Source organism: Microbispora sp. NPDC049125 (assembly GCF_040802045.1).
Classification (GTDB): domain Bacteria; phylum Actinomycetota; class Actinomycetes; order Streptosporangiales; family Streptosporangiaceae; genus Microbispora.
In genome coordinates this window covers 1-26,265 of record NZ_JBEZDW010000025.1, presented here as the reverse complement: position 1 = coordinate 26,265, position 26,265 = coordinate 1, and the positions used below count along the sequence as shown (strand labels likewise).

At 70.8% G+C, this 26,265-nt stretch carries 25 protein-coding genes and 1 rRNA gene; 10 read left to right on the top strand and 16 right to left on the bottom strand.

Annotation, left to right across the window (positions count from 1 at the left end; genetic code table 11):
• Positions 1-9: 9 nt before the first annotated feature.
• On the bottom strand, positions 10-1,653 hold the full coding sequence (locus AB0B72_RS26060) for a serine/threonine-protein kinase (protein ID WP_367741573.1): 1,644 nt from the start codon (positions 1,651-1,653) through the stop codon (positions 10-12).
• A 424-nt stretch (positions 1,654-2,077) separates the two neighbouring features.
• Between AB0B72_RS26060 and AB0B72_RS26055 the strand changes: the two genes are divergently transcribed.
• Entirely contained in the window at positions 2,078-2,455 is a 378-nt protein-coding gene (locus tag AB0B72_RS26055; protein ID WP_367741572.1) for a thioesterase family protein, read from the top strand.
• Between the two features lie 67 nt (positions 2,456-2,522).
• Here the strand turns inward: AB0B72_RS26055 and AB0B72_RS26050 are convergent, their stop codons facing one another.
• The 8 genes from AB0B72_RS26050 to AB0B72_RS26015 all read right to left on the bottom strand — a co-directional run bounded on the left by AB0B72_RS26050 (position 2,523) and on the right by AB0B72_RS26015 (position 12,846).
• Entirely contained in the window at positions 2,523-2,735 is a 213-nt protein-coding gene (locus AB0B72_RS26050; protein ID WP_367741570.1) for a biotin/lipoyl-binding carrier protein, read from the bottom strand.
• Between the two features lie 30 nt (positions 2,736-2,765).
• The gene (locus tag AB0B72_RS26045; RefSeq protein ID WP_367741569.1) at positions 2,766-4,115 is read right to left on the bottom strand and encodes an acetyl/propionyl/methylcrotonyl-CoA carboxylase subunit alpha; all 1,350 of its coding nucleotides are present in this window, start codon (positions 4,113-4,115) and stop codon (positions 2,766-2,768) included.
• 134 nt (positions 4,116-4,249) lie between these two features.
• Positions 4,250-5,566, bottom strand: coding sequence for an HD-GYP domain-containing protein (locus AB0B72_RS26040; RefSeq protein WP_367741568.1), 1,317 nt, complete (start codon positions 5,564-5,566; stop codon positions 4,250-4,252).
• Entirely contained in the window at positions 5,563-6,933 is a 1,371-nt protein-coding gene (locus AB0B72_RS26035) for an HD-GYP domain-containing protein (protein WP_367741567.1), read from the bottom strand. The genes AB0B72_RS26040 and AB0B72_RS26035 overlap by 4 nt, the downstream gene beginning before the upstream one ends.
• 460 nt (positions 6,934-7,393) lie before the next feature.
• On the bottom strand, positions 7,394-10,528 hold the full coding sequence (locus AB0B72_RS26030; RefSeq protein WP_367741566.1) for an FG-GAP-like repeat-containing protein: 3,135 nt from the start codon (positions 10,526-10,528) through the stop codon (positions 7,394-7,396).
• 453 nt (positions 10,529-10,981) lie between these two features.
• Positions 10,982-11,908, bottom strand: a complete 927-nt coding sequence (locus AB0B72_RS26025; protein WP_367741565.1) for an NAD-dependent epimerase/dehydratase family protein — start codon at positions 11,906-11,908, stop codon at positions 10,982-10,984.
• Between the two features lie 33 nt (positions 11,909-11,941).
• On the bottom strand, positions 11,942-12,208 hold the full coding sequence (gene rsrA, locus AB0B72_RS26020) for a mycothiol system anti-sigma-R factor (RefSeq protein WP_367741563.1): 267 nt from the start codon (positions 12,206-12,208) through the stop codon (positions 11,942-11,944).
• Complete coding sequence (locus AB0B72_RS26015; protein WP_367741673.1) at positions 12,205-12,846, bottom strand: sigma-70 family RNA polymerase sigma factor; 642 nt, start codon at positions 12,844-12,846, stop codon at positions 12,205-12,207. Before AB0B72_RS26015 ends, rsrA begins: the two co-directional genes overlap by 4 nt.
• Before the next feature lie 249 nt (positions 12,847-13,095).
• Here AB0B72_RS26015 and AB0B72_RS26010 point away from each other — a divergent pair, with 249 nt between their 5' ends.
• Positions 13,096-13,836, top strand: a complete 741-nt coding sequence (locus tag AB0B72_RS26010) for a class I SAM-dependent methyltransferase (RefSeq protein ID WP_367741562.1) — start codon at positions 13,096-13,098, stop codon at positions 13,834-13,836.
• A 24-nt stretch (positions 13,837-13,860) separates the two neighbouring features.
• On the opposite strand, the gene AB0B72_RS26005 is transcribed toward AB0B72_RS26010, so the two are convergent.
• Both AB0B72_RS26005 and AB0B72_RS26000 read right to left on the bottom strand, forming a co-directional pair.
• Entirely contained in the window at positions 13,861-14,193 is a 333-nt protein-coding gene (locus AB0B72_RS26005) for a TraR/DksA family transcriptional regulator (RefSeq protein WP_367741561.1), read from the bottom strand.
• A 135-nt stretch (positions 14,194-14,328) separates the two neighbouring features.
• Positions 14,329-15,096: an SOS response-associated peptidase gene (locus tag AB0B72_RS26000; RefSeq protein WP_367741560.1), complete on the bottom strand. Its 768-nt coding sequence runs from the start codon at positions 15,094-15,096 to the stop codon at positions 14,329-14,331.
• A gap of 116 nt (positions 15,097-15,212) precedes the next feature.
• Here AB0B72_RS26000 and aroA point away from each other — a divergent pair, with 116 nt between their 5' ends.
• Entirely contained in the window at positions 15,213-16,532 is a 1,320-nt protein-coding gene (aroA, locus tag AB0B72_RS25995) for a 3-phosphoshikimate 1-carboxyvinyltransferase (protein ID WP_367741559.1), read from the top strand.
• 48 nt (positions 16,533-16,580) lie between these two features.
• Positions 16,581-17,627: a ribosome small subunit-dependent GTPase A gene (gene rsgA / locus AB0B72_RS25990; protein WP_367741672.1), complete on the top strand. Its 1,047-nt coding sequence runs from the start codon at positions 16,581-16,583 to the stop codon at positions 17,625-17,627.
• 17 nt (positions 17,628-17,644) lie between these two features.
• Here rsgA and AB0B72_RS25985 read toward each other — a convergent pair whose 3' ends face one another.
• Complete coding sequence (locus AB0B72_RS25985) at positions 17,645-18,082, bottom strand: DUF4442 domain-containing protein (protein ID WP_367741558.1); 438 nt, start codon at positions 18,080-18,082, stop codon at positions 17,645-17,647.
• Positions 18,083-18,164: 82 nt separating this feature from the next.
• Here AB0B72_RS25985 and hisN point away from each other — a divergent pair, with 82 nt between their 5' ends.
• Complete coding sequence (gene hisN / locus AB0B72_RS25980) at positions 18,165-18,950, top strand: histidinol-phosphatase (RefSeq protein ID WP_367741557.1); 786 nt, start codon at positions 18,165-18,167, stop codon at positions 18,948-18,950.
• 21 nt (positions 18,951-18,971) lie between these two features.
• Here the strand turns inward: hisN and AB0B72_RS25975 are convergent, their stop codons facing one another.
• Together AB0B72_RS25975 and AB0B72_RS25970 are read right to left on the bottom strand one after the other, a co-directional pair.
• Positions 18,972-19,796, bottom strand: a complete 825-nt coding sequence (locus AB0B72_RS25975; protein ID WP_367741556.1) for a fructosamine kinase family protein — start codon at positions 19,794-19,796, stop codon at positions 18,972-18,974.
• A complete protein-coding gene (locus tag AB0B72_RS25970; protein ID WP_367741554.1) occupies positions 19,783-20,241 on the bottom strand; it encodes a low molecular weight protein-tyrosine-phosphatase in 459 nt (152 codons plus the stop codon). Before AB0B72_RS25970 ends, AB0B72_RS25975 begins: the two co-directional genes overlap by 14 nt.
• A 161-nt stretch (positions 20,242-20,402) precedes the next feature.
• Between AB0B72_RS25970 and pstS the strand changes: the two genes are divergently transcribed.
• The 5 genes from pstS to AB0B72_RS25945 are packed head-to-tail and all read left to right on the top strand — an operon-like array spanning position 20,403 to position 24,881.
• Positions 20,403-21,506, top strand: coding sequence for a phosphate ABC transporter substrate-binding protein PstS (gene pstS, locus AB0B72_RS25965; RefSeq protein WP_367741553.1), 1,104 nt, complete (start codon positions 20,403-20,405; stop codon positions 21,504-21,506).
• Positions 21,507-21,510: 4 nt separating this feature from the next.
• Positions 21,511-22,491: a phosphate ABC transporter permease subunit PstC gene (gene pstC, locus AB0B72_RS25960; RefSeq protein WP_367741552.1), complete on the top strand. Its 981-nt coding sequence runs from the start codon at positions 21,511-21,513 to the stop codon at positions 22,489-22,491.
• Between the two features lie 5 nt (positions 22,492-22,496).
• Positions 22,497-23,375, top strand: a complete 879-nt coding sequence (gene pstA, locus AB0B72_RS25955) for a phosphate ABC transporter permease PstA (protein WP_367741671.1) — start codon at positions 22,497-22,499, stop codon at positions 23,373-23,375.
• A 4-nt stretch (positions 23,376-23,379) separates the two neighbouring features.
• The gene (pstB, locus tag AB0B72_RS25950; protein ID WP_367741551.1) at positions 23,380-24,156 is read left to right on the top strand and encodes a phosphate ABC transporter ATP-binding protein PstB; all 777 of its coding nucleotides are present in this window, start codon (positions 23,380-23,382) and stop codon (positions 24,154-24,156) included.
• Between the two features lie 20 nt (positions 24,157-24,176).
• Complete coding sequence (locus AB0B72_RS25945) at positions 24,177-24,881, top strand: response regulator transcription factor (RefSeq protein ID WP_367741549.1); 705 nt, start codon at positions 24,177-24,179, stop codon at positions 24,879-24,881.
• Between the two features lie 5 nt (positions 24,882-24,886).
• Here the strand turns inward: AB0B72_RS25945 and AB0B72_RS25940 are convergent, their stop codons facing one another.
• Positions 24,887-26,029, bottom strand: coding sequence for a serine hydrolase domain-containing protein (locus AB0B72_RS25940; protein WP_367741548.1), 1,143 nt, complete (start codon positions 26,027-26,029; stop codon positions 24,887-24,889).
• 153 nt (positions 26,030-26,182) lie between these two features.
• Positions 26,183-26,265: ribosomal RNA gene (rrf, locus tag AB0B72_RS25935) — 5S ribosomal RNA — on the bottom strand; the annotation flags it as partial.

The window sequence follows — 26,265 nt, the reverse complement described above, 5'->3', positions numbered from 1 at the left end:
GGCCGGCGTTCATCCGCTCGGGGACGGGCTGGGCGAGGGGCTCGGCGACGGCGACGCACACGCCTTCCTCTGCACGGCGATCTTGACCGTCGAGCCGTCCGGCTTGGGCGTGCCCGCGGCCGGGACCTGGTTGACGACCAGTCCGAAGCAGTTGCCGGCGCCCGTGTACGTCACACCCGGCTTGAATCCCGCCTTCGTCAGCCTCACCTTGGCCACGCTCTCCGTGAGCCCCTTGACCGACGGCACCTTGATCATGCCGCTCGTGTCGCTCGGGGACGGCGAGGGCGAACGGGACGGCGACCGGGAGGGGGAGGCGCTCGGCGAGGGGCTGGACGACTGGCTCGGCGACGGCGAGCGTGAGACGGTGCGCGAGGGGCTGGCCGAGGGCGTGTGGGTCCGTCGAGTCTTCGACGGCGTCGGGCTCGGCGAGGGACTGAGTATCGTCAGCGACGGCGCCGGGGAGGGCCCCTGCTCCCCCGGCCCTGCGGAGGCCCAGGAGTTGAGAGCGGCGAGCGCCAGCCCGGCGACCACCGCGACCCCGGCCACTGCGGCGACGACCGGCCCGGTCCTGCGTTTGCGCGTCCCCTGCGCCTCCGCCGCGCGGCGCGACACGCGTGACCCCGGTTGCGACGGCCCTGCGGCGGTCGTGGCGGCGGCGGAACCGTCGTTCCACGTGTCCCGCGTGACGCGGTAGGTGTGTCCCCTCGTCGTGGGCCCACCCTGCTCGGGCCCGGGCTGCGGGTAGGCCGGACCGGCCTGCGTCGAGGCCGACCCCAGATCCAGTGCGGCCACCATGCCGTGACGGCCGTGTGCGGCCTCGGCGGCCGTGTCGAGGGAGCCGCTCGCCGGAAGCACGGACTGACGGGCGGCCTGGCTCATCGCGGCGGCGGACGGCCACCGGTGCGCCGGGTCCTTCGCCATCGCCCGTTCGACGACCGCCCGGATGCGCGGGGGAACGTCGGGCGGGAGGGGCGGCGGCTCCTCCCGGATGTGCTTCAGCGCGATCGTGACGGGGGTGTCGCCGTCGAAGGGCCGCCGCCCGGCGAGGCACTCGTAGGCCACGACGCCCAGCGCGTAGATGTCGACGGCAGGGGTGACCGGAGCGCCCTCGGCCTGCTCGGGCGCGCAGTACGCCGCCGTGCCGAGCACCATGCCCGCGTCCGTCAGCCGGCTGTTGACGTCCGCCCTGGCGATGCCGAAGTCGGTGAGCACCAGCGTGCCGTCCGAACGGACCAGCAGGTTGCCGGGCTTCACGTCGCGGTGCACGATGCCCCGGTCGTGCACCGCCTGGAGCGCCGACGCGGCCTGCGCGATGAGCTCCATCGCCGGCTCGCCGCCGATCCGGCCGAGCCGGGCCAGCAGCCGGTCGAGGGGCTCGCCGTCGACGAACCGCATCACCAGGTAGGCCGTCGGCCCGTCGCCGGGCACCTCCGTGACGCCGTAGTCGTACACGTCGACGACACCCGGGTGGTTGACGGTGGCCATCGCGCGGGCCTCGCCCTGGAAGCGCACGGCGAATCCCGGATCGTCGAGACGCCCGGGCAGCAGCACCTTCACGGCGACGGTACGCGCGAGGACCACGTCCTCGCCCCGCCAGACCTCGCCCATGCCCCCGGCGCCGATCCGCGCCTCCAGCCGGTAGCGCCCAGCCAAGGTCGTCCCTTGCGCCACCATCGCGCCCCGTACCCCCTAAGTCACACTGTCCCCCGAAGTAGTCCAACCAAGCAGGTTGGTGTCGCGGGAAGATAACGACAAGGTCACAGGAGCCTGAAGGGAGACGGCTCCCGGAGCGGGGGTCAGATGCCGAGCCTACCGGTTATCCGCCCGTACTGCCGTGCTCCGAGCAACGGGCGGACCAACCGCGCGGAGTGACCTGGACCACCATCCGGCGGCGGCAGCGGGGGCAGTAACGCGGCGGCTCCATCGCCCGGGCGGCGCCGCAGGCCAGGTGATCGCCCTCGCCGGCGGGCCCGCCGCAGTGGTCGCAGTAGAGGTCCACGGTCCCTCACCCTAACCGCAGACCGGCGTACGTGTGCGGAGCGGCGGGGCCGCCCGGCGAGCCAATAGGCTGGCGCGCATGACTCTCGCTCCCGGTCTGCGCGCCGACGTCCTGGTCATGGTGGAGCGCTCGGACACCGCGATCCAGGTGGGCAGCGGCGACGTGCCGGTCCTGGGCACGCCCAGGCTGCTGTCGATCGCGGAGGCCACGACCGTGAAGGCGGTCGAGCGGCACCTGGAGCCCGGCCAGACCTCCGTCGGCACCCGGGTCCAGCTGGAGCACCGGCTGCCCAGCCCCGTCGGCATGCACGTGAAGGTCGCCGCCGAGCTGACCGAGGTGGACGGCAGGCGGCTCGTCTTCTCCTTCACGGCCGTCGACAAGACCGGGGCGCTCGTCGCCACGGGCTCGATCGAGCGGGTGGTCGTCGACCGCGAGAGGTTCCTGTCCCAGCTGTGACCTGGTCCCACCCGTCGACGTCCTACTCGATGACGTTCCGCCGGATGACGCCCTATTCGACGACGTCCTACTCGATGACGGCGATGAGGTCGCCCTCCTGGACGACGTCGCCCTCGGCCACCTTCAGCCGGGCCACCGTTCCGGCGTCCTCGGCGAGGACGGGGATCTCCATCTTCATCGACTCCAGGATGACCAGCGTGTCGCCCTCCTCGACGATGTCGCCCTCACCCACGATGACCTTCCACACGTTCGCCACCATCTCGGCGTGTACCTCGGCCATCCGGCACTCCCATCACTCGGATCAAGCGGATCAGACGCGTCTCATGCGTGAGACGAGCCCGGTGTCGTAGTCCCCGCTCACGAACTCGGGGTGGTCCAGCAGCTCGGCGCAGAACGGCAGGTTGTTCTTCGGCCCCTCGACGCGGAACGCCGCGACCGCCGCACGCGCCCGCGCGAGCGCCTCCTCGCGGCTGTCACCGTGGACGCAGAGCTTGGCCATGAGCGGATCGTAGAACGGCGTGACGACGTTTCCCGCGACGTATCCGGAATCCACCCGCACCCCCTCGCCCACCGGCTCCTCCCACACGTCGATCTTTCCAGGTCCCGGGAGGAAGCGCCGGGGATCCTCGGCGTACACCCGCATCTCGATCGCGTGCCCGCTCGGCCGGACGTCGACCGGGTAGACCTCGCCGGCCGCGATGCGGATCTGGTGCTCCACCAGGTCGAGCCCGGTGACCAGCTCGGTCACGGGGTGCTCCACCTGGAGGCGGGTGTTCATCTCCAGGAACACGAACTCCTGCGCGTCGGCGTCCACGAGGCACTCCACCGTGCCGGCCCCCTGATAGCCCACGGCCTCTCCGGCCCGTACGGCGGCGGCGAGCATGCGCTCGCGCAGCTCGGGCGTGAGGCCCGGCGACGGGCTCTCCTCGACGACCTTCTGGTGCCGCCGCTGGACGGAGCAGTCCCGCTCGCCCAGCGCCAGGACGGTGCCGTCGGCGAGGCCGAGGATCTGCACCTCGACGTGCCTGGCCCGCTCGACGAAGCGCTCCAGCAGGATGGCGGGGCCCTCGGCGCCGGCTCCCCCGCCGAACCGGGCGGCCGCGCGGGCGGCCTGCTCGTACGCCTTGGCCAGCGAGCCCTCGTCGCGGGCCACGCCCATGCCGATGCCGCCGCCGCCTCCGGCCGTCTTCACCATGACGGGGTAGCCGATCTTCTCCGCGGCGCGTACGGCCTGCTGGAGATCGGTCACCGGCTCCCTGGTCCCGGCGGCCACGGGGACGCCGGCCGCCTCCATCAGGTTCCGCGCGTTGATCTTGTCGCCCATGCGGTCGATGGCCTCGGGGCCGGGACCGATCCAGACCAGCCCGGCATCGCGCACCGCCCGGGCGAACGCGGCGTTCTCCGCCAGGAATCCGTACCCGGGATGCACGGCGCGCGCGCCGGTCGCGGCGGCCGCCCCGACGACCTTGGCCACGTCGAGGTAGCTCTGCGCCGGGGCCGCCGGGCCGAGCAGCACGGCCTCGTCGGCCTCGGTCACGAACGGCAGGTCCGTGTCCGCCTCGGAGTGGACCGCGATCGCGCGCAGGCCCATGCCCTTGACCGTACGGATGATCCGACGGGCGATTTCACCACGGTTGGCGACGAGAACTGAGTCGAGCACGCAGCCAACTCTAAGGTGATCTCCCCTCCGGACCTCCGCCCGTTTCCGACTGAACCCGAAGGGCCGAACTGTAGGGTCGCCACAAGGCGGCTCTCCCGTGTCCTGCGGCGGAGCATTTTCCATTGGGATGTCTGCTACAACCGGGTGACCACGACGAGCCGGTCCACGACCCGCGCCATCGCCTCCACCACCACCGGGTCGTAGGCCGCGCCCCCGTCGAGCCGCAGACGCTCCAGGGCGGCGGCCGCCCTGTCCCTGTCCGTGGAGCCGCCCACCAGATCGTCGTACGCGTTGGCGGCCTTGATGATCCTGCTGGCGAGTGGCGGCGAGTCGCCGACCGGCTCGCACTGCCGACGCACGACCTCGGCCACGCCGTCGAGCACACCCGTCTTCCTGATCACCTCGGCGCCGAGCTCGGCGATCCGCTTCGCCTGCGCGGGGTCGGCCAGCACGGTGGCGCCGCCCGGGATGGGATCGCGCAGCGAGAGCTGGCCGATGTCGTGCATGAGCGCGGCGTACTCCAGCTCCAGCAGCTGCGGCTCCGCCATGCCGAGCTCCCGGCCAACGGCGAGGGAGAGCTGGCTGACCCGGCGGGAGTGCCCCGGCTCGACGTACCCGCCGACCTCGGTGACCCTGCTCAGCGCCCGCACGGTCTGCAGGTACGTCGCCCGGATCCCGGCGTACTTGCGGAACGCCAGCTGGGTGACGAGCAGGGGCGCCGCGAACGCAGGCAGTGCCGTCATGTCCATGCTGTGCGAGGCCAGGGCGAGCAGGATCCCCGACGCGGCCACCGCGGCGCCCAGCGGCACCGCCATCCGGATCTCGTCCCTTACGGCGACGCCGAACGCCGTCCGCACCTGCTCGGACCGGAGCATGGCGGCGATGACGACGTCGGCCACGAGCATGACCGCGACGAGGACGGCCATCACGCCCAGCGCCGGCCACCAGTTGTCCTGCGGGGCGGGCCCGTACGAGGAGGGCGACTCGGGGGCGCGGGCCAGCTCGTGGAGACGGTGCGCCAGCGGGCGGTAGGCGAAGGCCAGGAGGGAGCCGGCGAGCAGCCGCCTGGCCATGGCGTCGAGCCGCGGCGGGCGGCCGACCGCGAGGTGCGGCAGCCCTCCCGCGATCATGCCGACGGACATCACGGCGACGACCTGGAGGGCCGGGTGCTCCGCCTCCCTGCCGCCGACGTCGAGCAGCAGCGCGTATCCGAGCGCGGCCGCGGTGGAGACCGGCGCGACCTCCCGGTTGCCCGGCATCGTCAGCCGGGCCAGCTCCCCGGCGGCGATGAGCGCGCCGAACCCGATGGCCACACGCGGGTCCCGCAGGCCGACGGCCGCGGTGTGCGCGATGCCCGCGACGGTCAGCATCATGGCGGCGCAGATGAGCAGCAGCTGCCCCGAGTCCAGGCCGTGCGACGGCCCCACCGCCGCCAGTCGCCGCTCCCTCACCGCTCGGACACCACCTGGATCGGCGTCGTGGGGTCGTCGTGGTCCTTCATCGTCGTCTCGGCGGCCACGTCGTCCGGCGGGGCGGGCACGGGCTGCGCCAGGTGCCATCCGTCCCGGTCGAGCGCCTTGATGAACGTGCTCACCATGACGGGGTCGAACTGCGTGCCGGAGTTCTTGCGCAGCTCGGCCACCGCGACGTCGATGGACTTCGCCTTGCGGTAGGAACGGTCCGACGTCATGGAGTCGAAGGCGTCCGCCACCGCGATGATCCGGGCGAACTCCGGGATCTCCGGCCCCGCCAGGCCCATCGGGTAGCCCTTGCCGTCGTGCCGCTCGTGGTGGTGCATGATCCCGGCGAACGCCTCGTCCAGGAAGTCGATGCCCCGGACGATCTCCAGCCCGCGCATGGGATGCAGCTGGATCGCCGCGTACTCCTCCTCGGTGAGACGGCCCTCCTTCTGCAGCACCTTGGTGGGCACACCCAGCTTGCCGACGTCGTGCAGCATTCCGGCGTACCGGATGGCGCGCAGCCGCTCGCTGCCCATCCCGATCTCCTCGGCGATCATCGACGAGGCCGCCGAGACGCGGGTGCAGTGGCCGCGGGTGTAGTAGTCCTTGGTCTCCACGGCCTGGCACAGGGCGGCGATGGTCGCGTCGTACGAGCGCTGCTCGGCGTGGTAGTGGCCGAAGGCCCACCGGGCCACGAACAGCGGCAGCAGCACCAGGACCGTCGAGATCGACTGGACGGTCGACCACAGCGCGGCGATCAGCAGACCGAACGTGGCGAAGCCGACGTAGGAGCTCAGGAACTGCACCATCGACCGCAGCGACACCTGGTGCCTGCCGACGATCGACGCGAGCTGGAGCATGATCGCGGTCAGGACGAAGTTGGCCGCCACGAAGGCGGCCGTTGCGGCGCCGTACGGCACGAGGATGCCGGGGAAGTCGGAGACCTGCGGCAGGCCCACGGCTCCGGCCCCGCCCGTGCGCTCGTACGCCCAGCCGGCGGCGTAGCCGCAGAGCACGTACTGCGCGCCGTTGAACAGGCGTTTGACGAGCGCGAGGCCGGGACGCACGCTCAGGACGGCCGTCAGGCCGACCAGCGCGGCGCCGGTGGGGCCGACCAGGACCACGGCGGCCAGCGCGGCGGAGTAGCTGACCGACACCGCGACGTGGGGCACGCTGAGCAGCGTGGGCACGGACTCGCAGAGCAGGAACAGCAGGGCCAGGACCAGGAGCCGCGAGCCGTCGATCACGGACAGCACGCCGGGCGTCATGACGCTGTGCGTGAGCAGGAGACCGGCGCTCCCGACGAGCACCAGGAAGTAGACCTTGGCAGGCCACGGCAGTTCCCGCAATGCGGCCACCTCAGGAGAGAGAGGGCCTGGGGGCCCACCCCCCGGCAGGCCCTCAGGCACGAGCTAGGTCCAGGAGATTCCCGGTGATGAGGTGACCACATCGGCCACGACGAGGACCGGAGTGAGCAGCGCCAGGGCAACTAGCAGCCTGACGACGGTCTTCCCAAGCATTGCGCCGCCTCCACGTCGATTCCGTTCCTCAGGCTACAGAAGGCCGCGCCGCCGGTCGGGGATGTCGCCACCATCGCGGCCAAACCGTAACCAAGCCATCACACCGCGTGCAATTGTCCTGCTTCGCCGGGTCATTGGAGTAAGGCCGTTTCCCGCTCCTGTCCGGCTGCTCTACGGCCAGGGGCTCGCGCACGGCGGAGGAGGACCGGGAGACGAGGTGGAAAGGCGGCGCCCCCACGCCGTGACCCGCTGGAGCCGCCGCCCGTGCGCGGCGTCCAGCGGGTGCCCCGTGCCGGCGTCAGGTCTTGCGCACCTGCCCGCTGCCGAGCCAGGCCGTCACCGCGCCGGTCGACGTGGAGAGCAGATAGTCCAGGCGGCGGTCGCCGTTGACATCGCCGAGAAAGACCTGGTCGCGGGACGGCGCCCGGAGGCCCGTGGTGATCTCACCCTGGAGCGGCCAGGTCGAGCCGCCGGTGTTGCGCCAGCCCCAGATCCGGCCCCGGTCGCTGACCGACAGGTAGTCGTCGCGGCCGTCGCCGTCGATGTCGGCGAAGGTGATCGTCGAGTTGTGCAGGCCGATGCCGGCGGCGATCTCTCCCAGGTCGGCCCAGGTCTTGCTGGGCAGCCTGTTGCTCCAGGCGTGCACCTGGCCCTGCGGGCCGACCATCAGGTAGTCGTCGCAGCCGTCGCCGTCGACGTCGGCGAACCGCAGGTTGTCCCGCGTCCCGCCACTCACCCCTGCGGCCACCTGGCCCCAGTCGGTCCACGTCTTGCCGGGCAGGACGTTGAGCCAGCCGCGCACCCGGCCCTGCGGGTCGACGAGGAGGTAGTCGTCGCGGCCGTCGCAGTTCAGGTCGGCGAACCGCACCTCCTCGCGGGTCCCGCCGGCCACGCCGGCGGCCACCTGGCCCCATTCGATCCAGCGCGGCGACGGCAGGTCGTTGATCCAGGCTTGGACCCGGCCCTGCGGATCGACCAGCAGGTAGTCGGTCCTGCGGTCACCGTTCAGGTCGGCGAAGCGCAGGTCCGCCAGGGTCGCGCCGGGCACGCCCGCGGCGATCGTGCCCTGGGGGCTCCAGCGTCCGGCCCCGGCGAACCGGGCGCCCAGCCACGCCCAAACCTGCGCGGAGCCGTTCGCCGCCAGGTAGTCGGCGCTGCCGTCGCCGTCAACGTCGGCGAACTCGACGTCGGCGCGCGACATCCCGACGCCGGAGGCGATCTCGCCCAGGGAGAACCACGACTGACCGCCGGACTGGCCGATGGTGTTGAGCCAGGCCCGCACCCGGCCCTGCGCGTTCACGGCCAGGTAGTCGTCCCGGCCGTCCCCGTCGATGTCGGCGAAGCGCACCTCGTCACGGCTCACACCGAAGCCCGGGGCGACGACGCCCCATTCGGTCCAGGTCTTGCTGGGCAGGTTGTTGAGCCAGGCGCGCACCTGGCCCTGCGGGCTCACCAGGAGGTAGTCGTCGGTGCCGTCGCCGTCGATGTCGGCGAACCGGACCTCCTCGCGGGTGGCGCCCGGGACGCCGGCGGCGACCTCGCCCCATTCGGTCCACCTCTTGGACGGCAGGACGTTGCCCCAGGCCCGTACGCCGCCCTGCGAGTCGATCATCAGGTAGTCGTCGCGGCCGTCACCGTCCAGGTCGGCGAACCGCAACCCCTCACGGGTACCGCCCGGGACGCCGGCGGCGACCTCGCCCATTTCGGCCCACCTGGGCGAGGGCAGGGCGTTGGCCCAGGCGCTGACCCGGCCCTGCGAATCGGCCATCAGGTAGTCGTCGCGGCCGTCACCGTCCAGGTCGGCGAACCGCAACCCCTCACGGGTACCGCCCGGAACGCCGGCGGCGATCATGCCGCCCCATCCCTCGAACCGGTCCCAGCCGGTCATGACGGCGTTCGCCGGGTTGCCCGCCGTCGGGCTCGCGGAGTCGGGAGCGCAGACGTTCCCGTTGCCCGGCGGCGTGCGCGTGATCTCGCCGGCCCGCATCGCGGTCTTGATCGCGTTGTGGTACGCGTTGGCCATCTTGCGGTAGCCGGAGTCGTTGGGATGCAGCCGGTCGAAGAAGTCGCTCCTGGTCAGGCCGATGCTGCTGGGATCGACGAACTGGACCCGCCGGCCCTGAAGGCGCAGCGTGCCCACGATGGTCTGGAGGAACCTGTTGTAGACCGTCATCCGATCGTTGACCGTGCTGTCCAGTGAGCCGACGAGGCCCGAGACGATGACCGTGGTCAGCGGGGACATGTCGGTGATCCGCTCGACCGTGTCCTGGAGGCGGCCGGGGGCGCCGGCGATGTCCTCGTTCTTGTCCAGGTCATTGGTGCCGGCGTTCAGGATGACGACGTTGGGCGCGTAGCGGCCGATCGCGCAGTCGGTCGCGACCGCGGCGATCTGGGCGATCCGCCAGCCCCGGTGACCTTCGTGGTCGGTGTCGGGGATGCGGCCCTCCCCGGAGTCGAGGGAGCCGACGAAGTCGAGGTTGCTCGTGTCATCGTCGAGTTCGCTCCACAGCGGGCCCCGGTAGCCGACGCCGTCCAGGTCGCTGCCGCCCTCGCCATAGGTGATGGAGTCACCCAGGGGGAGCACCCGCAGGTCGGTGGTGCCCCGGATCAGGCCTTTGTCCCTGGCGTAGTTCCTGATGGCGTCCGCGAGGGAGGAGAACTTGCCGTTGAGCCACCCGCCGAACTGCCTCATCTTGCCGGCGAGTGCGCCCCACCAGCCCTGGATCTTGTTCGCGGCCTGGTTGAGCAGATCGACGACGTCCGTTCCGAGTTCGCCCCAGGTGCGCGTGTTGAAATAGTTGCCGATTCCCAGTTCCCACGCGGCGGTGAAGATGCCGCCCACCACGCCGATCGCCACGGCGTCCTGGATGTGCGGCCAGTCCAGCGGCACACCGTCCACATAGTCCGATATCAGGTTGTAGAGCACCGTTCCGATGAATCCCCAGATGAAGCCGCAGACCGGTTTCGACACGGCCAGCAGCCCCATGGAGTTGAGGGTCAGCAGGCAGGTCACGCGCAGGACCATCCCTATGCTGAAGGCCGCCACACCGATGAGGATCTTCGTCCACGTGATGTTGGTCCGCACCTCGTCGGATTCGACGGTGACGGACAACCCGGTGCTCGTCACCGTGAACTCACCGTCGAAGTCGACCCAGTCATCGGCCTGGATCTGTGGGAAGTCACCCCGATGACCGTCGAACTCCTCCTTGATGGTGTCGCTGAGCAGGTCGTTGCGCCCGTTGTACTCGGCCACCACCGCCTCCAGTTCCGCGCGGTCGTAGCCGCGGGGAATGGCGAAATCGAGGGTGGTGCTGGTGGTCGCCGCCTTCGCGGCGGGCTGGAAGCCCACTTGGAGCAGCATCGAGAGGGTCACCAGGAGGGCCGCCAGGACCCTGACCCTCCGTCCCGGTCGTCGGAAAACGCGGACAGGCATCTGACCTCACCGTCGGTCCAGAGGGACACCCCTCGGGTGTCGCGAAATCCCGAGATCACATCCAAGCCGGGCCCGAGTGCCGATCGATGTACTCCGCGTGAACACTGATCGCGAACCCGGTCGGAACGCGACGACCTGCGCCTCCGCGCATCTTCCACTTCACGTCCGGCCGGGTGCTCTGGAACGACTCGGCAACTTCCTGCCGGTCTTCATGGTGCTGTTCCTGACCGGCCGCGACATCCCCCCGGCCGCCGCCGGCCTGGTGCTCGGCGCGGCCGGGCTCGGCAACGTGCTGGGCAACACGATCGGCGGCTACCTGGCCGACCGGCTGGGCCGCCGCTGGACCATCGTCGTGTCGACAGCGGCAATGCCCTCCCGGCGGGTAAGCGCTGCGTCAGTTCGTCGTCCTCGTCCTCGTCCTCGTCTTCGGCGGCCGGCTCGGTGGGCGGGGTGTCACCTCCGGTCGGGAAGTGCCTCGCGTGCCCATTCGACGGTGGCCTTGAGGCCGGTCGCAAGGTCGTGCCTGGGCCGCCAGCCGAGCTCCTCCAGGGCGGGCGCGGGGTCCACGGCCATGGCGGGGAGGTCGCCCAGCCGGGGCGGCTCGAAGCGCGGCTCGTCGGGCGTGCCCGCCGCCGCCGCGACCAGCGAGTGGAGCTCGCGATCGGTGGTCTGGACGCCGGTGCCGAGGTTGAAGCGGCGGCCGTCGCCCTCGGTGCCGCAGGCGCGGGCGAAGGCGTCCACCACGTCCTCGACGAAGATGTAGTCCCGCGTCTGGGACCCGTCGCCGTACAGGACCGTGGGCCTGCCGGCCAGCAGGGCGTCGGTGAAGATCGCGACGACGCCGGCCTCCCCCTCGGGCGACTGGCGGGGGCCGTACACGTTCGACAGCACGAGCGTCGTGTACTCCAGTCCGTACAGCGCACGGTAGGTCGCGAGGTACAGCTCGCCGCTGAGCTTCGAGGCGGCGTACGGGGAGCGAGGGTCGGTGGAGGCGTCGCCGGGCACCGGGATCACCGACGGCCTGCCGTACACGGCGACGGAGGACGCGTAGACCACCTTCCGCGTCCCGGCGCGCCTCGCGGCCTCCAGGACGTTGACCGCGCCCTCGACGTTCATCCTCGCGTCCGTGACGGGGTCGGCGACGCTGCGGCGGACGCTGATCTGCGCCGCCAGGTGGCAGATCACCTCGGGCCGCCACTCCTCCACGACACCGGAGAGGGCCGGGTCGCGCACGTCCATCTCGTGCAGGCGCGCCTGCGGGTTGCGATTACGTCCGGACGACAGGTCGTCCACGACCGCGACCTCGTGGCCGTCGGCCACCAGCCTGTCGACCAGGTTCGACCCGATGAATCCCGCTCCACCCGTGACCAGCGCCCGCATGTTCCGCCTCTCCAGGAATGTACGGGGAAGATCCTAGTCGGCGAGCTCGGCGCGAACCTGCTGGATGCGGACCAGCACGCGGGCGCGCAGGTCCTCGGGGACGGGATCGCAGCCACATCGTTTGGCCACGAGGCGTTTGATGGCCTCCTCGAGGCCGTATTCCTTGAGGCAGGGACCGCACTCGTCGAGGTGCTTCCTCACCTCCGCGCAGCCGCCGCCGTCCAGCTCGCCGTCGAGATAGGTGTAGACCCGATCGAGCACTTCACTGCACGGGGTGTCGTGGTGGTTCCCGCAGCTCATCGCTCCTCCTCCCGAACCGGCCCGTCGAGATCTCCGCCGCGGGAGTCCGACCGCACGAGCCCGCGGTCGCGTGCGTAGTCCTCAAGCTGACCGCGCAGCTGTCGGCGTCCGCGGTGGAGTCGCGACATCACGGTCCCGATGGGGGTTCCCATGATCTCCGCGATCTCCTTGTACGGGAAGCCCTCCACGTCGGCGAGGTAGACCGCGATGCGGAAATCCTCGGGGAGCGCGGCGAGCGCGTCCTTGACGTCGCTGTCGGGCAGGTGCTCCAGCGCCTCGATCTCGGCCGACTTGAGGCCGGCCGACGTGTGGGACTCGGCCCTGGCGAGCTGCCAGTCCTCGATCTCCTCGGTGCCGGCCTGCTTGGGCTCCCGCTGCTTCTTCCGGTAGCTGTTGATGAAGGTGTTCGTGAGGATGCGGTAAAGCCAGGCCTTGAGGTTCGTGCCCTCCTGGAACTGGTGGAAGGACGCGAAGGCCTTGGCGAAGGTCTCCTGTAGGAGGTCCTCCGCGTCAGCTGGGTTACGGGTCATCCGGAGCGCCGCTGAGTAGAGCTGGTCGAGGTAGGGCATGACATCACGCTCGAACCGCTCACTGCGCTGCTCCAGAGTCTCCTCGACTGTCTTGGAGACCGGACCCACCCCCTTCTGGACGCCGTACCCAGCCGAGGATACCGGCCCGGTGACAGCGCCCCAGTCGAGGGCTTCTGGCAGCACCAACGTCTTCATGCCCAACTGCAACATGGCGGGCGTAGAGTCTGTTCCCGGTGCAGTTTGAGGTGACGAACGCCCCGGTGCGGGGAAAAGAACAGTCACCGGCTTGGTAGCCCGGAAATGAGTTTTCGCTATCTCATGCCGCCTTCTGAGATAGCCATAGTCCAGGAGCCGCTCGTGCTGCCTATACCGGCCAACGAACTCAACGGCTCGGGCACGCTCGGGCCGTACTGGGCCTTCTACCAGGCGGTGGTCGCCGAGCAGCTCCGCCAGTGGCTGCCCCGGCGGCCGTCCCTGCTGCTGGACCTGTCCGGCGGCAACGGGCGGTGGCCGGCCCAGGCGGCCCGCGCCGGGCACCGCGTGATAGAGGTGATGGACTTCCGCAGGCCCGCCGAGCCGTGGCTGCGGGACGCCTCCGACCGCATCCAGAAGGTCCGCGCCGACGACCTGGGGTTCCTTCCCGACGCGTGCGTCGACGGGGTGGTCGCCGAGGAGCGGGTCCTGTCGGTGGAGATCATGGCGGAGTCCGTGATCGAGGACGTGGCCCGCGTGCTGAAGCCCGGCGGGCGGGCGCTGCTCTGCGTCGACTCGCTGGTCCTCGGCATGGCGATCCTCGCCGAGCAGAACTACTGGGCCCACCTGTGCCAGACCGGCGAGGTCATGCTCATCCCCTGGCCCGACGGCAGCATCACCCGGTGCTTCACCAGCGCCCAGGTCCGGGAGCTGATCGCCGGCGCCGGGCTGGAGGTGGAGTGGGTGCGCCCCCGGACCGTGCTGTCCCCCTCCACGGTCGACCACGTGCTGAGCTCGCAGAGCCGGTCGCTGTCCTGGCTGGTGCGGACCGAGCTGGAGACGCAGGCCGACGGCGACGACACCGTGGGCATCCACCTGGTGGCCAGCGCCCGCAAGCCCCTCTGATCGCCCAGGCTCCCAGGGCCGGCCCTAGCGGCGGCGTTCGGTGCGCGACTGGCAGGCGACGCAGCGGGCCGCCTCCGGACGCGCCTCCAGCCTGCCCTCGGGCACCGGCTTCCCGCAGTCCACGCACTGGCCGTAGCCGCCGTCGTCGAGCCGCTTCAACGCGGCCAGCACGGCGGTGCGCTGCTGACCGGCGACGTGGAGCATGGCCCGGACGCGGTCGGTGTCGAACAGATCGGCGGCCCCGTCGGCCGCCGACCTCTCGTGCGGAGGGACCGGTTCGCCCTTCAGCACCCTGATGGACCGGTCGATCTCTTGGAGCATGCCTTCCAGGCGCATGCGCACGGTCGCGACGTCCACGAGTCCGCACCTCCGGGAACGGGGGAGCATCCGCGCGGGAGCCCCGGCCTCCCGGCGAGCCATCAGCCCTTAACGGTGTGTTAAGTGCTATCTCACCGAATGCCCATTCGAGGTGTTACTTACACCAGTGGTGTTTCAGAAGAGCACGACCTCGCCACCGTCCCCCAGCAGAGGTTCGACCAGCTCCGGGCCGTTGTTACGCACGTTGTTCACCGAGGTGGACACCGCGTACGCTTCGAGCCTGTCGGGGCCGGCAGGGACGAGGAGCCCCGCCGGATCGCTCAACCCCGGGTCGAGCCAGTCGGCCCACCGGTCCCGCTCGACCATCATGGGCATCCGGTCGTGGATACGGCCCAGCTTGTCCTCTGCGGTGGTGGTGATGACGGTGCACGTGCACAACCACTTCAGCGGGTCGTCGTCGTCCCGGCCGGGGTCCTTCCAGAACTCGTAGAGCCCGGCCATCGCCAGCACGCCGCCGTCGGCCGGGTGGATGAAGAAGGGCTGCTTCTTGTTGTCCTCCCCCGGCATCCACTCGTAGTAGCCGTCGGCGGGGAGCAGGCACCGGCGCGACTTGAACGCCCTGCGGTACGACGGCTTCTCCGCCACCGTCTCGATCCTGGCGTTGATGAGCCGCGACCCGATCGACGGATCCTTCGCCCAGCTCGGCACCAGGCCCCATCTGACCAGGCGCAGCTGCCGCACCGGCCGGTCGTCCCCGGCCGCGGAGCCCTCACCGCCGGGGGACTCCGGCTTGGGGGCTCTGCACATGACCGCGTAGACGTTCTTCGTGGGCGCCACGTTGTAATCGGGCCGGAGATCCTGGTCGGGGACGCCGTCCACCTCGACCTCGAACTCCTCGAGCAACTCCTGCTTCTTCCGCGCCGACGCGTACCTCCCGCACATGCCCTAAAGACTGCCATCCCGTCCGTGTCCGCGCGCGCCCGCTCAACGACGGAAAGCGGGGGGGCGTGACGTGCCGCGCGGGCACCCGAGGGGGAGCTCCCGATAAGCTTCTGGGCATGGCCGCTCCGCACTCCGCGTCCGGCGACGCCGGGCCGCATCCCGCACCGCCGCACTGGCCCGCACCGGCGGTCACGGCTCCGGTGGACGCCACGGTCCGGCTGCCGGGGTCCAAGTCGGTGACCAACCGCGCGCTGCTGCTCGCCGCGCTGGCCGAGGCGCCCGGCTCCGTACGGCTGGCACTGCGCAGCCGCGACGCCGATCTGATGGTGGCCGCGCTCCGGTCGCTGGGCACCGAGATGACCTCCTCGAACGAGAGCGCCTCCAGCGTCGACTGGGAGATCGTCCCGCACGCACTCACCGGCGGCGTCTCCATCGACGTGGGCCTGGCCGGCACCGTCATGCGCTTCGTGCCCCCGGTCGCGGCGCTCGCCGGCACCCCCGTCTCCTTCGACGGCGACCCGCACGCCCGCAAACGGCCGATGGGCCCGATCCTGGGCGCCCTGCGCGCGCTGGGAGCGTCGGTCGACGGCGACGCGCTGCCGTTCACGATCAGCGGGCCGATCCCCGGCGGCGAGGTCGTGCTCGACGCCTCCGTCTCCTCGCAGATGGTGTCGGGCCTGCTGCTGGCCGGGGCCCGCTTCGAGAAGGGCGTCACCGTACGGCACAGCGGACCGCCCGTGCCGTCGATGCCCCACATCGCGATGACCGTGCACATGCTGCGCCAGGCCGGCGTGGAGGTGGACGACACCGAGCGGGACGTCTGGCGTGTCCAGCCCGGCCCCATCCGCGCGATGGACGTCACCGTCGAGCCCGACCTGTCCAACGCGGCCCCCTTCCTGGCGGCCGCGCTCGTCACCGGCGGCACCGTGGTGATCCCCGGATGGCCGGACGAGACGACCCAGGGCGGCGACGAGCTGCGCCACCTCCTCGCCGCCATGGGCGCCGCCGTGGAACGCGTCCCCGAAGGGCTGCGGGTGACCGGCACCGGGGCCGTCCAGGGCGTCGAGGTGGACCTGCACGACGTCAGCGAGCTCACCCCGACCATCGCCGCGCTCGCCGCGCTGGCCGAGGGGCCGTCCCGGATCAGCGGCGTCGCGCACATCCGCGGCCACGAGACCGACCGCATCACGGCGCTGGCCACCGAGATCAACCGGCTGGGCGGCGACGCCCGCGAGACCGACGACGGCCTGGAGATCCACCCCAGGCCGCTGTCCGGCGGGGTGTTCCGCACGTACGCCGACCACCGGATGGCCACGGCGGCCGCGGTCATCGGGCTCGCGGTGCCGGGCGTGGAGGTCGAGGACATCGCCACCACGGCCAAGACCCTGCCGGAGTTCGCCCGCATGTGGGCCGAGATGCTGGGCAGCACGGGATGAAGGCGTGATCCGCACGGCGGACCGCGCGAGACGATCGGGGCGCGGGCGCTGAGGAAACGGCAGTACGACGAGGACGACGTCAGGGTCAGACCGGGCAAGGGCTCCCGGCCCCGGACGCGGCAGCGCCCTGCCCACAGTGGGGCCGTCGAGGGCTTCGTCGTGGCGGTCGACCGCGGCCGGTACACCTGCCTGGTCGGCCACGAGGTCGCCCTGCCCCCGGAGGACCGCCGCCGTAAGAAGCGCGCGGCGGAGGCCGGCGAGCCGTTCCTCGTGGTCGCCATGAAGGCGCGTGAGCTCGGCCGCAAGGGGATCGTCGTCGGCGACCGCGTGGCGCTGGTCGGCGACGTGACCGGGCAGCCGGACTCGCTCGCCCGGATCGTGCGGGTCGAGGAGCGCGGCTCGATGCTGCGGCGCAGCGCCGACGACACCGACGACGTCGAACGGCCGATCGTCGCCAACGCCGACCAGCTCGTCATCGTCACCGCGCTCGCCGACCCGCCGCCGCGGCCCCGGATGATCGACCGGATGCTGGTCGCGGCGTTCGACGCCGACATCGAGCCGTTGCTGTGCCTCACCAAGGCCGACCTGGCCCCCGCCGCCGATCTGGTGTCGCTGTACGACCCGCTCGGCGTGCCGTACGTCGTGGTGCGCAGGGGCGGGGAGCTCGACGAGCTGCGTGAGGCGCTGGCCGACCAGATCAGCGTGATGGTCGGCCACTCCGGGGTCGGCAAGTCGACCCTGGTCAACGCGCTCGTGCCGCACGCCCACCGGGCGGTCTCCCACGTCAACGCGGTCACCGGCCGGGGCAGGCACACCTCGACCTCGGCGGTCGCGCTGGAGCTGCCCGGAGGCGGCTGGATCATCGACACGCCCGGGGTGCGCAGCTTCGGCCTGGCGCACGTGGAGGTGGAGACCGTGCTCGCGGCCTTCCCCGACCTGAACGAGGCGGCCGTCGACTGCCCGAAGGGCTGCACCCATCTCGGCGACGACGACTGCGCGCTCGACCGTTTCGTGGCCGAGGGCCACGCACCCCCGGCACGGCTGGAGTCGCTCAGGCGGCTGCTGTCCAGCCGCGAAGGGGCCGACGACGACTGACCACGCGGGTCAGGGGGTCAGCGGTTGGGGCGCAGCGTCCACGAGACCGTCATCTCGCACACGGTGACATCCCGCGCGTCGCGGATGCCGACCTCCACCTCGAACTCGGGGCGCCTGCCCGCGTCGAGCTCGGCGACGACCGCGGCGGGGTCGGCGACCAGCGTCGCCGACGCCGTCACCTCCCCCTTCGCCAGCTTGCGGTAGCGGATGCGGGCGTCGGTCGCCAGCGGCACGGCCCGGGATAGCTGGTCGCCGAACGCCGACAGCATGGCCGCCCCCGACGCCGACTCCGCCAGCGAGAACAGGGCGCCGGCGTGCGGCCCGCCCACGTGGTTGTGCAGGTCGTCGCGGTCGGGCAGGCGGGCCACGGCCGCACCGCCGCCCACCGAGTCGAAGGAGATCCCCAGCAGCCGCGCGAACGGCACCGTGTCGAGCAGAAATGCGCCGATGTCCATGGCCGCAGATGTTACTAGCCAGTACGGCCTGGAGCGATCCGGACCTGATGTCCGGGCCCGCGGGCGCGATACCTTGGGGCCTGTGATGGGATACAGCGACGATCTGCGCCTCGCGCACGTGATGGCGGACGCCGCCGACGACATCACGATGCGGCGGTTCAAGGCCGTCGACCTGAAGGTCGACACGAAGCCCGACCTGACCCCGGTGAGCGACGCCGACCGGGCCGTCGAGGAGGCGATCCGCGGCACGCTGAAGCGCGCCCGCCCGCGCGACGCCGTCATGGGCGAGGAGTACGGCATGACCGGGTACGGCATGCGCTCATGGATCGTCGACCCGATCGACGGCACGAAGAACTACGTACGCGGCGTGCCGGTGTGGGCCACGCTGATCGCCCTGATGGAGCGCGGCCAGATCGTGGTGGGAGTGGTCTCGGCGCCGGCGATCGGCCGCCGCTGGTGGGCCGCCAAGGAGGGGGGCGCCTGGACGGGCCGCAGCCTCACCAAGGCGACCCGCTGCCAGGTCTCGTCCGTCGGCCGCCTGGGCGACGCCTCGTTCTCCTTCTCCGACCTGGAGGAGTGGGAGAAGGGCGACCGGCTCGACCCCTTCCTCGACCTCACCCGTGATGTGTGGCGCAGCCGCGGCTACGGGGACTTCTGGTCGCACATGCTGGTCGCCGAGGGGGCGGTGGACATCTCGGCCGAGCCCGAGCTTTCCGCCTGGGACATGGCCGCGCTCACCGTCATCGTGGAGGAGGCCGGCGGCGCGTGCACCGCGCTCGACGGCACCCCGCCACTCGACGGCGGCAGCCTGGTCTGCACCAACGGCCTTCTCCACCCCGAGGTGCTGAAGCGCCTGTCCCGCCGCTGACGGCGCCCCACCGCGGCACCCTCAGATGGCCAGCACCTCGGCGGCGGCCGACAACAGGCTGCCCCGGTAGGCCTCGCCGTACAGGCAGACGTGCACGGCGAGCGGGTGGAGCTGGTGCATCGGGACGCGCTCACGCCAGCCGTCCGCCGGCGGCGCCGCCTCACGGTAGGCACCCAGGATCGTGCCGAGATGGGGCGCGCCGAAAAGCGCCAGCATCGCGAGGTCGGTCTCCCGGTGCCCGCCGTGCGCCGCGGGGTCGATCAGCACGACCCGGCCGCCGCTCCAGAGCAGGTTGCCGTTCCACAGGTCGCCGTGCACACGGCTCGGCGGCTCGGCCGGCCCGGCGACCTCAGGCAGGTACGCGCAGGCCTCCTCCACCAGCTCGACGTCGTGCGCCGTCAGATGGCCGCCGTCACGCGCCAGCCGTACGAACGGCAGGACGCGGCGGGTGACGTAGAACGACGTCCAGTCGGGGACGGGTGTGTTGTCCATCGCCAGCTCGGCGATCGTTCCGGGCCAGGGCGCGCCGAAGCCGCCGGCCCCGGCGGCGTGGAGGGCGGCGAGCTCCCGCCCGAACCGCTCCGCCGCGCCGGCGCTCGCCGGCCCCGTCTCGACCCATTCCAGCACCAGAATGTCGCCGTCCGCCTCGATCACCTCAGGCACGGCGACGGCGTCCGCCTCGGCGAGCCAGCGCAGCCCCGCCGCCTCGGCGGTGAAACCGGCCCCGCCGTCACCGGACACCGGCTTTGCGGCGACGGACTTGACGAAGGCCCGGCGGCCGTCGTCGAGCTCGGCCTCGTGGAGCGTCCACGCGTGGCTGCGGCCGAGATCCCTAATGATCTTCAAGGTGCTTCGCCACCCCCTCGGCGGCGTCCTCGATCATGCGCAGGACCTCGACGAACCCCTCGGCGCCCCCGTAGTAGGGGTCGGGCACCTCCGCGTCCGCGGGGGCCGCCGGGTCGAAGGAGCGCAGCAGCCGCACGTCCGCGCCCGGCGGTGCGATCCGCCGTACGGCGCGCAGATTGTCGCGGTCCATCACCAGGATCAGGTCGCGCTCGGCGAACCACGCGGGGTCGAACTGGCGGGCCCGGTGCGCCGAGCCGTCGTAGCCGTGGTCGGCCAGCGTCGACAGCGCACGCTCGTCCATCGGGTCGCCCGCGTGCCATCCGCCGGTGCCGGCGCTGTCCACCTCCACGTCGAGCCCGCGGCCGGCGAACGTGCGCCGCAGCACGACCTCGGCCATCGGCGACCGGCAGATGTTCCCCATGCAGACCAGACATACGCGCTTCATGAAGCGATCCTCTCCCATAACGGTCGTGACCTGGTCGTTATCTATCCGAGATCACACAAAGCGACCGTGCCAGTTCACCACTCGTTCACCTTTACCAGGGGATCAGGCCACCTTCGCTCCCTAATGTCCCTGCTGTTGAAGAGACAACGGGAGGAACAACCGTGAAGTATGCAGGCCGGCTCGCCGTAGCCGCCATCGCCGGCGTGCTCTCGCTCGCCGCATGCGGTACCGATGACAACTCCGGCACCCCCGGAGGCACGTCGAGTGCCGCCGCTCAGGGTGACGACACCACCAAGGGCAGCATCAACGCCGCCGGCTCGTCCGCCCAGGCCAACGCCATCGCGGAGTGGAAGAAGTCGTTCCAGTCGGCGAACCCGGGTGTCAGCATCAACTACCAGCCGAGCGGCTCGGGCGCCGGCGTCCAGGCCTTCATCCAGGGCACCGTGGCCTTCGCCGGCTCCGACTCGGCCCTCGACGACACCAAGGGCGAGCCCGCCCAGGCCGACGCCCGCTGCAAGACCGGCAAGGCCATCAACCTGCCGATGGTGATCGGACCGGTCGCCGTCGTCTACAACCTGCCAGGGGTGGACGGCCTCCAGCTGTCGCCGAAGACCATCAGCGGCATCTTCAACAGCAAGATCACCAAGTGGGACGACCCGGCCATCAAGGCCGACAACCCCGACGCGAAGCTGCCCTCGACCGCGATCCAGGCGTTCCACCGCTCGGACGAGTCCGGCACCAGCGCCAACTTCACCAAGTTCCTCCAGGCCACGGCCGAGTGGCCGTACGAGCCCGCCAAGGCGTGGCCCGCCGAGGCCCAGGGCCAGGGCTCCAAGGGCTCCGACGGCATCGCCTCCTCGGTCAAGAGCACCGAGGGCGCGATCAGCTACGTCGAGCTGTCCTTCGCCGAGAACTCCCAGCTCCAGAAGGCCAAGGTCGCCAACGGCTCGGGCGAGTTCGTCGAGCTCACCCCGGAGAGCGCCGCCAAGACCGTCGAGGCCGCCGAGGTCAAGGGCACCGGCAACGACCTGAAGCTCGGGATCGACTACGCCACCAAGGCCGCCGGCGCCTACCCGATCGTCCTGGTGACCTACGAGATCACCTGCGAGAAGGGCCTCGCCGCCGACCAGGCCAAGCTGGTCAAGTCGTTCCTGACCTACACCGCCGGTGACGAGGGTCAGCAGGCGCTGACCACCCTGGGCTACGCCCCGCTGCCGACCAGCCTCATCTCCAAGGTCCGCACCGCTGTCGAGGCGATCTCCTAGCCAGATGGCCACATCACTTGGTACCAGGAAGAGCGGGCCGGCCCTTGGCCGGTCCGCCTTCCGGCGCAGCCGCGGAGACGCTCCCTTCCGTTTCGCCTCGCTCGCCGCCGGCATCGCCCTTCTGGCGATCATGGCCGCGATCGGGGTGTTCCTGGTCGTCAAGGCCGTCCCCGCCCTCCAGGCCAACACCTCCCACTTCCTGACCGAGTTGACCTTCCAGCCGAACGCGACCAAGCCCGTCTTCGGCATCGGGGCCCTCGCCTTCGGCACCGTGCTGAGCTCGCTGATCGCTCTGATCATCGCCACCCCTGTGGCGGTGGGCGTCGCGCTGTTCATCTCGCACTACGCGCCGCGCCGGCTCGCCTCGGCCCTGGGTTACGTCGTCGACCTCCTCGCGGCGGTTCCCAGCGTCGTGTACGGCCTGTGGGGGGTCGCCTTCCTCGTGCCGTTCATGCTGGGGCCGTCGAAGTTCCTCAACACCTACTTCGCCTGGATTCCCCTCTTCGGAGGCGATCCGGTGGTGGGCAAGAGCATGCTCACCGCCTCACTGGTGCTCGCCATCATGATCCTTCCGATCATCGCCGCGATCTCCCGCGAGGTCTTCCTCCAGGCGCCCAAGTTCCAGGAGGAGGCCGCGCTGGCCCTCGGCGCCACCCGATGGGAAATGATCAGGATCGCGGTGCTGCCGTTCGGCCGCCCCGGCGTCATCAGCGCCGCCATGCTCGGCCTCGGCCGGGCGATGGGCGAGACCATCGCGGTCGCCCTGATCCTGCCGGCCACGTTCAACATCTCCTTCCACGTCCTCACCCCGAGCGGCAACAGCATCGCCGCGAACATCGCCAACGGCTTCGGTGAGGCCACCGACATCGGCCGCGGGGCGCTCATCGCCACCGGTCTCGTCCTGTTCCTCATCACGTTGCTGGTGAACATGGCCGCCCGCATGGTCATCGCCCGCCGCAAGGAGTTCCGGGGGGCCGCCGCGTGACCACCGTGCAGACCGGCATCCACCCCATCTCCACGAGCCGGCGCGTCAAGGACCGCATCGTCCAGGTGCTCGTCTACCTGGCCTTCGCGCTCGCGATCATCCCGCTGCTGTCCGTGCTGTGGCTGGTCGTCACGAACGGGCTCAAGCGCTTCGACCTGGAGTTCCTCACCCACTCGATGCGCAACATCGGGGCGAGGGACGCCGGCGGCGGGGCCTACCACGCGATCATCGGCACGCTTGAGCAGGTCCTGCTGGCCTCGCTCATCGCGGTCCCCATCGGCCTGCTCACCGCCGTCTACCTCGTCGAGTACGGCGAGGGCGGACGCCTGTCGAGAGTCATCAGCTTCTTCGTGGACGTCATGACCGGCGTCCCTTCCGTCGTTTCCGGGCTCTTCGTCCTGGCCTTCTGGATCCTCGTGCTCGGCATGCCGTTCTCCGGATTCGCCGGAGCCCTCGCACTGTCGATCCTGATGATGCCGGTGGTGGTCAGATCCACCGAGGAGATGCTCAAGCTCGTGCCGAACGAGCTGCGCGAGGCGTCCTACGCGCTGGGCGTCCCCAAGTGGCGCACGATCGTCAAGGTGGTGCTGCCGACCGCGTTCACCGGCATCATCACGGGCATCATGCTGGCCGTCGCCCGCGTCGCCGGTGAGACCGCGCCGCTGCTGCTGACCGTCTTCATCACCGACTCCATCAACGAGGACCCGTTCAACGGTCCGCAGATGGGGCTCCCCCTGTATGTCTTCGATCAGGCCGGCCGGCCGAACGACACCGCCATCGACCGCGCCTGGAGCGGCGCGCTCACGCTGATCCTGATCGTCATGCTGCTCAACCTGGTCGCACGCCTCATCAACTGGTGGCGTTCGCCCGCGAGGAGGTCCTAGGAACATGGCCAAGCAGATCGAGGTGTCGGACCTCGACGCCTACTACGGTTCGCACAAGGCGATCGAGGGCATCACGATGACGATCGAGCCCCGCTCGGTCACGGCGTTCATCGGCCCCTCCGGTTGCGGCAAGTCGACGTTCCTGCGGACCCTGAACCGCATGCACGAGGTCATCCCCGGCGCCCGCGTCGAGGGGAAGGTCCGCCTGGAGGACCAGGACCTCTACGGCCAGGACGTCGATCCCGTGTCGGTCCGGCGCACCATCGGCATGGTGTTCCAGCGCCCCAACCCCTTCCCGACGATGTCGATCTTCGACAACGTGGCGGCGGGGCTGCGGCTGAACCACCGTCACAGCAGGTCCCAGCTCGAAGGCATCGTCGAGGACTCGCTCAAGGGCGCCAACCTGTGGAACGAGGTCAAGGACCGGCTCAACAAGCCGGGTTCCGGCCTGTCCGGCGGTCAGCAGCAGCGCCTGTGCATCGCACGGGCGATCGCCGTGCAGCCGCAGGTCCTCCTCATGGACGAGCCCTGCTCGGCTCTCGACCCCATCTCGACGCTGGCGATCGAAGATCTGATCGGCAAGCTCAAGCAGGACTACACGATCGTGATCGTGACCCACAACATGCAGCAGGCGGCCCGGGTCAGCGACAAGACCGCGTTCTTCAACCTGGCGGCACAGGGCCAGCCGGGCAAGCTCGTCGAGATGTCCGACACCTCGAAGATCTTCACCAATCCGACTGAGAAGGCGACCGAGGACTACATCACGGGGCGCTTCGGCTGACAAGCATTGGAGGCACGCCGGTGACGGCATCCGCAGTGGCGGGGGACACGCGGACGGCGCCCATACTCCTGGTGGCCGATCCGGACGCCGTTCTCATACGGCAGCTTTCGGCCGCCTTGCAGGCCGAGGGCGTCGATGTGACCGGCGTGCCGGACGGCGCCCAGGCGCTGATCCAGGCCGGCGCGCTGCGGCCTGACGCCGTTCTGATCAGCGCGTCCCTTCCGATCGTGGGCCCCGTGGACTTCGTCCGCGCCGTACGGCACGCGCGAGCCGTACCCGTCCTGCTCGGCATCGACTTCGGCAGCGATGCCGCGCAGGCGCTGCAGGCCCTTGAGGCGGGGGCCACGGCCTGCGTCGCCAGGCCCTATCGCGTCCCCGAGCTTCTCCCCCTCGTTCATGCCGCCTTCCGCCGGCAGGACACCCATCGGATCGTGCTTACCATCGGGGACGTCGAGCTGGACGTCACCGCGTACCAGGTGAAGGTGGGAGGAAGGATCGTCCACCTGCCGCTGCGTGAGTTCGAGCTGCTGCACTACCTGATGCGCAACGCCGACCGGACGGTCACCCGCGAGCAGATCATGCGCAACGTGTGGCACTCCGCGGACGGCATGTCGACGAACACCATCGCGGTTCATGTGAAGCGGCTGCGGGCGCGGCTCGGCGACGTGGAGGACGCGATGATCCAGACCGTCCGCGGGGTCGGCTACCGTCTCGTGTCGAGCTGACCACCTCATCCCGGGCCGGCCACCGCCCGCCGGGTGGTGCCGTCGCAGGCCGCGAGGAGCGCGTCGGCGACGTTCGTCTGATGGCGGACGTCGGCGCTCCTCGTGGTGAGCCTGTTCGTGAGGTACGCGACGACGAGGCCGCGCTCGGGGTCGGCCCACGCGATGCAGCAGCCGCTGCCGTTGTGCCCGAACGTGCGCCGGCTGGCGCGCGCGCCCATTGGCCCCGGGGCCGGCCAGCCCGGCCTCGGGCCGCCGAGCTGGAAGCCGTGGGACCAGCGGATCGGCACCTTCACCGTCCGGTCGATCTCGCCTTCGCTTGTCGGCGTCCTGGCCAGCTCGACGGTCGCGGGTTCCAGGAGGCGCACACCGTCGGCCGAGCCTCCGCGCAGCAGCATCAGATAGAAGGCCGCCAGGTCCCGCGCGGTCGTCGAGACGCCTGCCGCGGGGATCACCGCACGCCGCGTCGAGCGCCTGTTCAGCACCGTCTCCACACCGACGCCCGCCGGTCCCCCGGCCCGGATGGGGACGTGCCGCGGCCATTCCGCGTCCGGGAGCCCCAGGTAGGTGTCACCCGATCGCAGGGGCGCCAGCAGTTCGAGGGCGAGAAGCCGTTCGATCGGGCTGCCCGTGACCCTGCGTACCAGCTCGCCGAGCACGAACCCGTACGCGAGCGGCTGGTAGGCCGGAACCTGCCCCGCCGGCCAGCGCGGCCGGGCGTTCTGGATGCGCCGCACCGAGCGCCGCCAGTCGGTCATGGCGAGCAGGTCTCCGAAGAGCGTCCCTCCGCTGGGCAGGCCGGAACGGTGCTGCAGCACGTGGCGGATCGTGATGCGATCCTTGCCGTGGCGCCCGAACTCCGGCCAGTACGTGGCGACCGGAGCATCCAGGCTGAGCCGTCCCCGCTGGGAGAGCAGGTGCACCAGCATCGCGGTGTACGGCTTGCCGGCCGAGAAGATCCAGAACAGCGACGTAGGCTCACAGCCGAACGCCCGGTCGAGCACGACGGCGCCGTCCCGGAGGACGCAGAGCTGCGCCTTCGCTCCCCTGGCTTCGACGAGCCCGACCACACGTGAAAGGCCGGCCTGGTCCATGCCGAGGGCCTCGGGGGTGTGTTCCGTCCAGTCGATGTCGTCCTCCGGGGGTCGCACGATGACGCGAACGACGGGTCTCCTCGATTCTGCCGCCGCTTGCGGCGCGACGAGGACCCGTCCAGCCGGTCGGCCCCTGGTGGAAACAGGAAAAATGGTGGAAACAGAAAAAGCCACCCCGTTGGGGTGGCTTCTCCTGTCGAACAAATGATTGTCCGGCGGTGTCCTACTCTCCCACACCGTCCCCGGTGCAGTACCATCGGCGCTGGAAGGCTTAACTTCCGGGTTCGGAATGT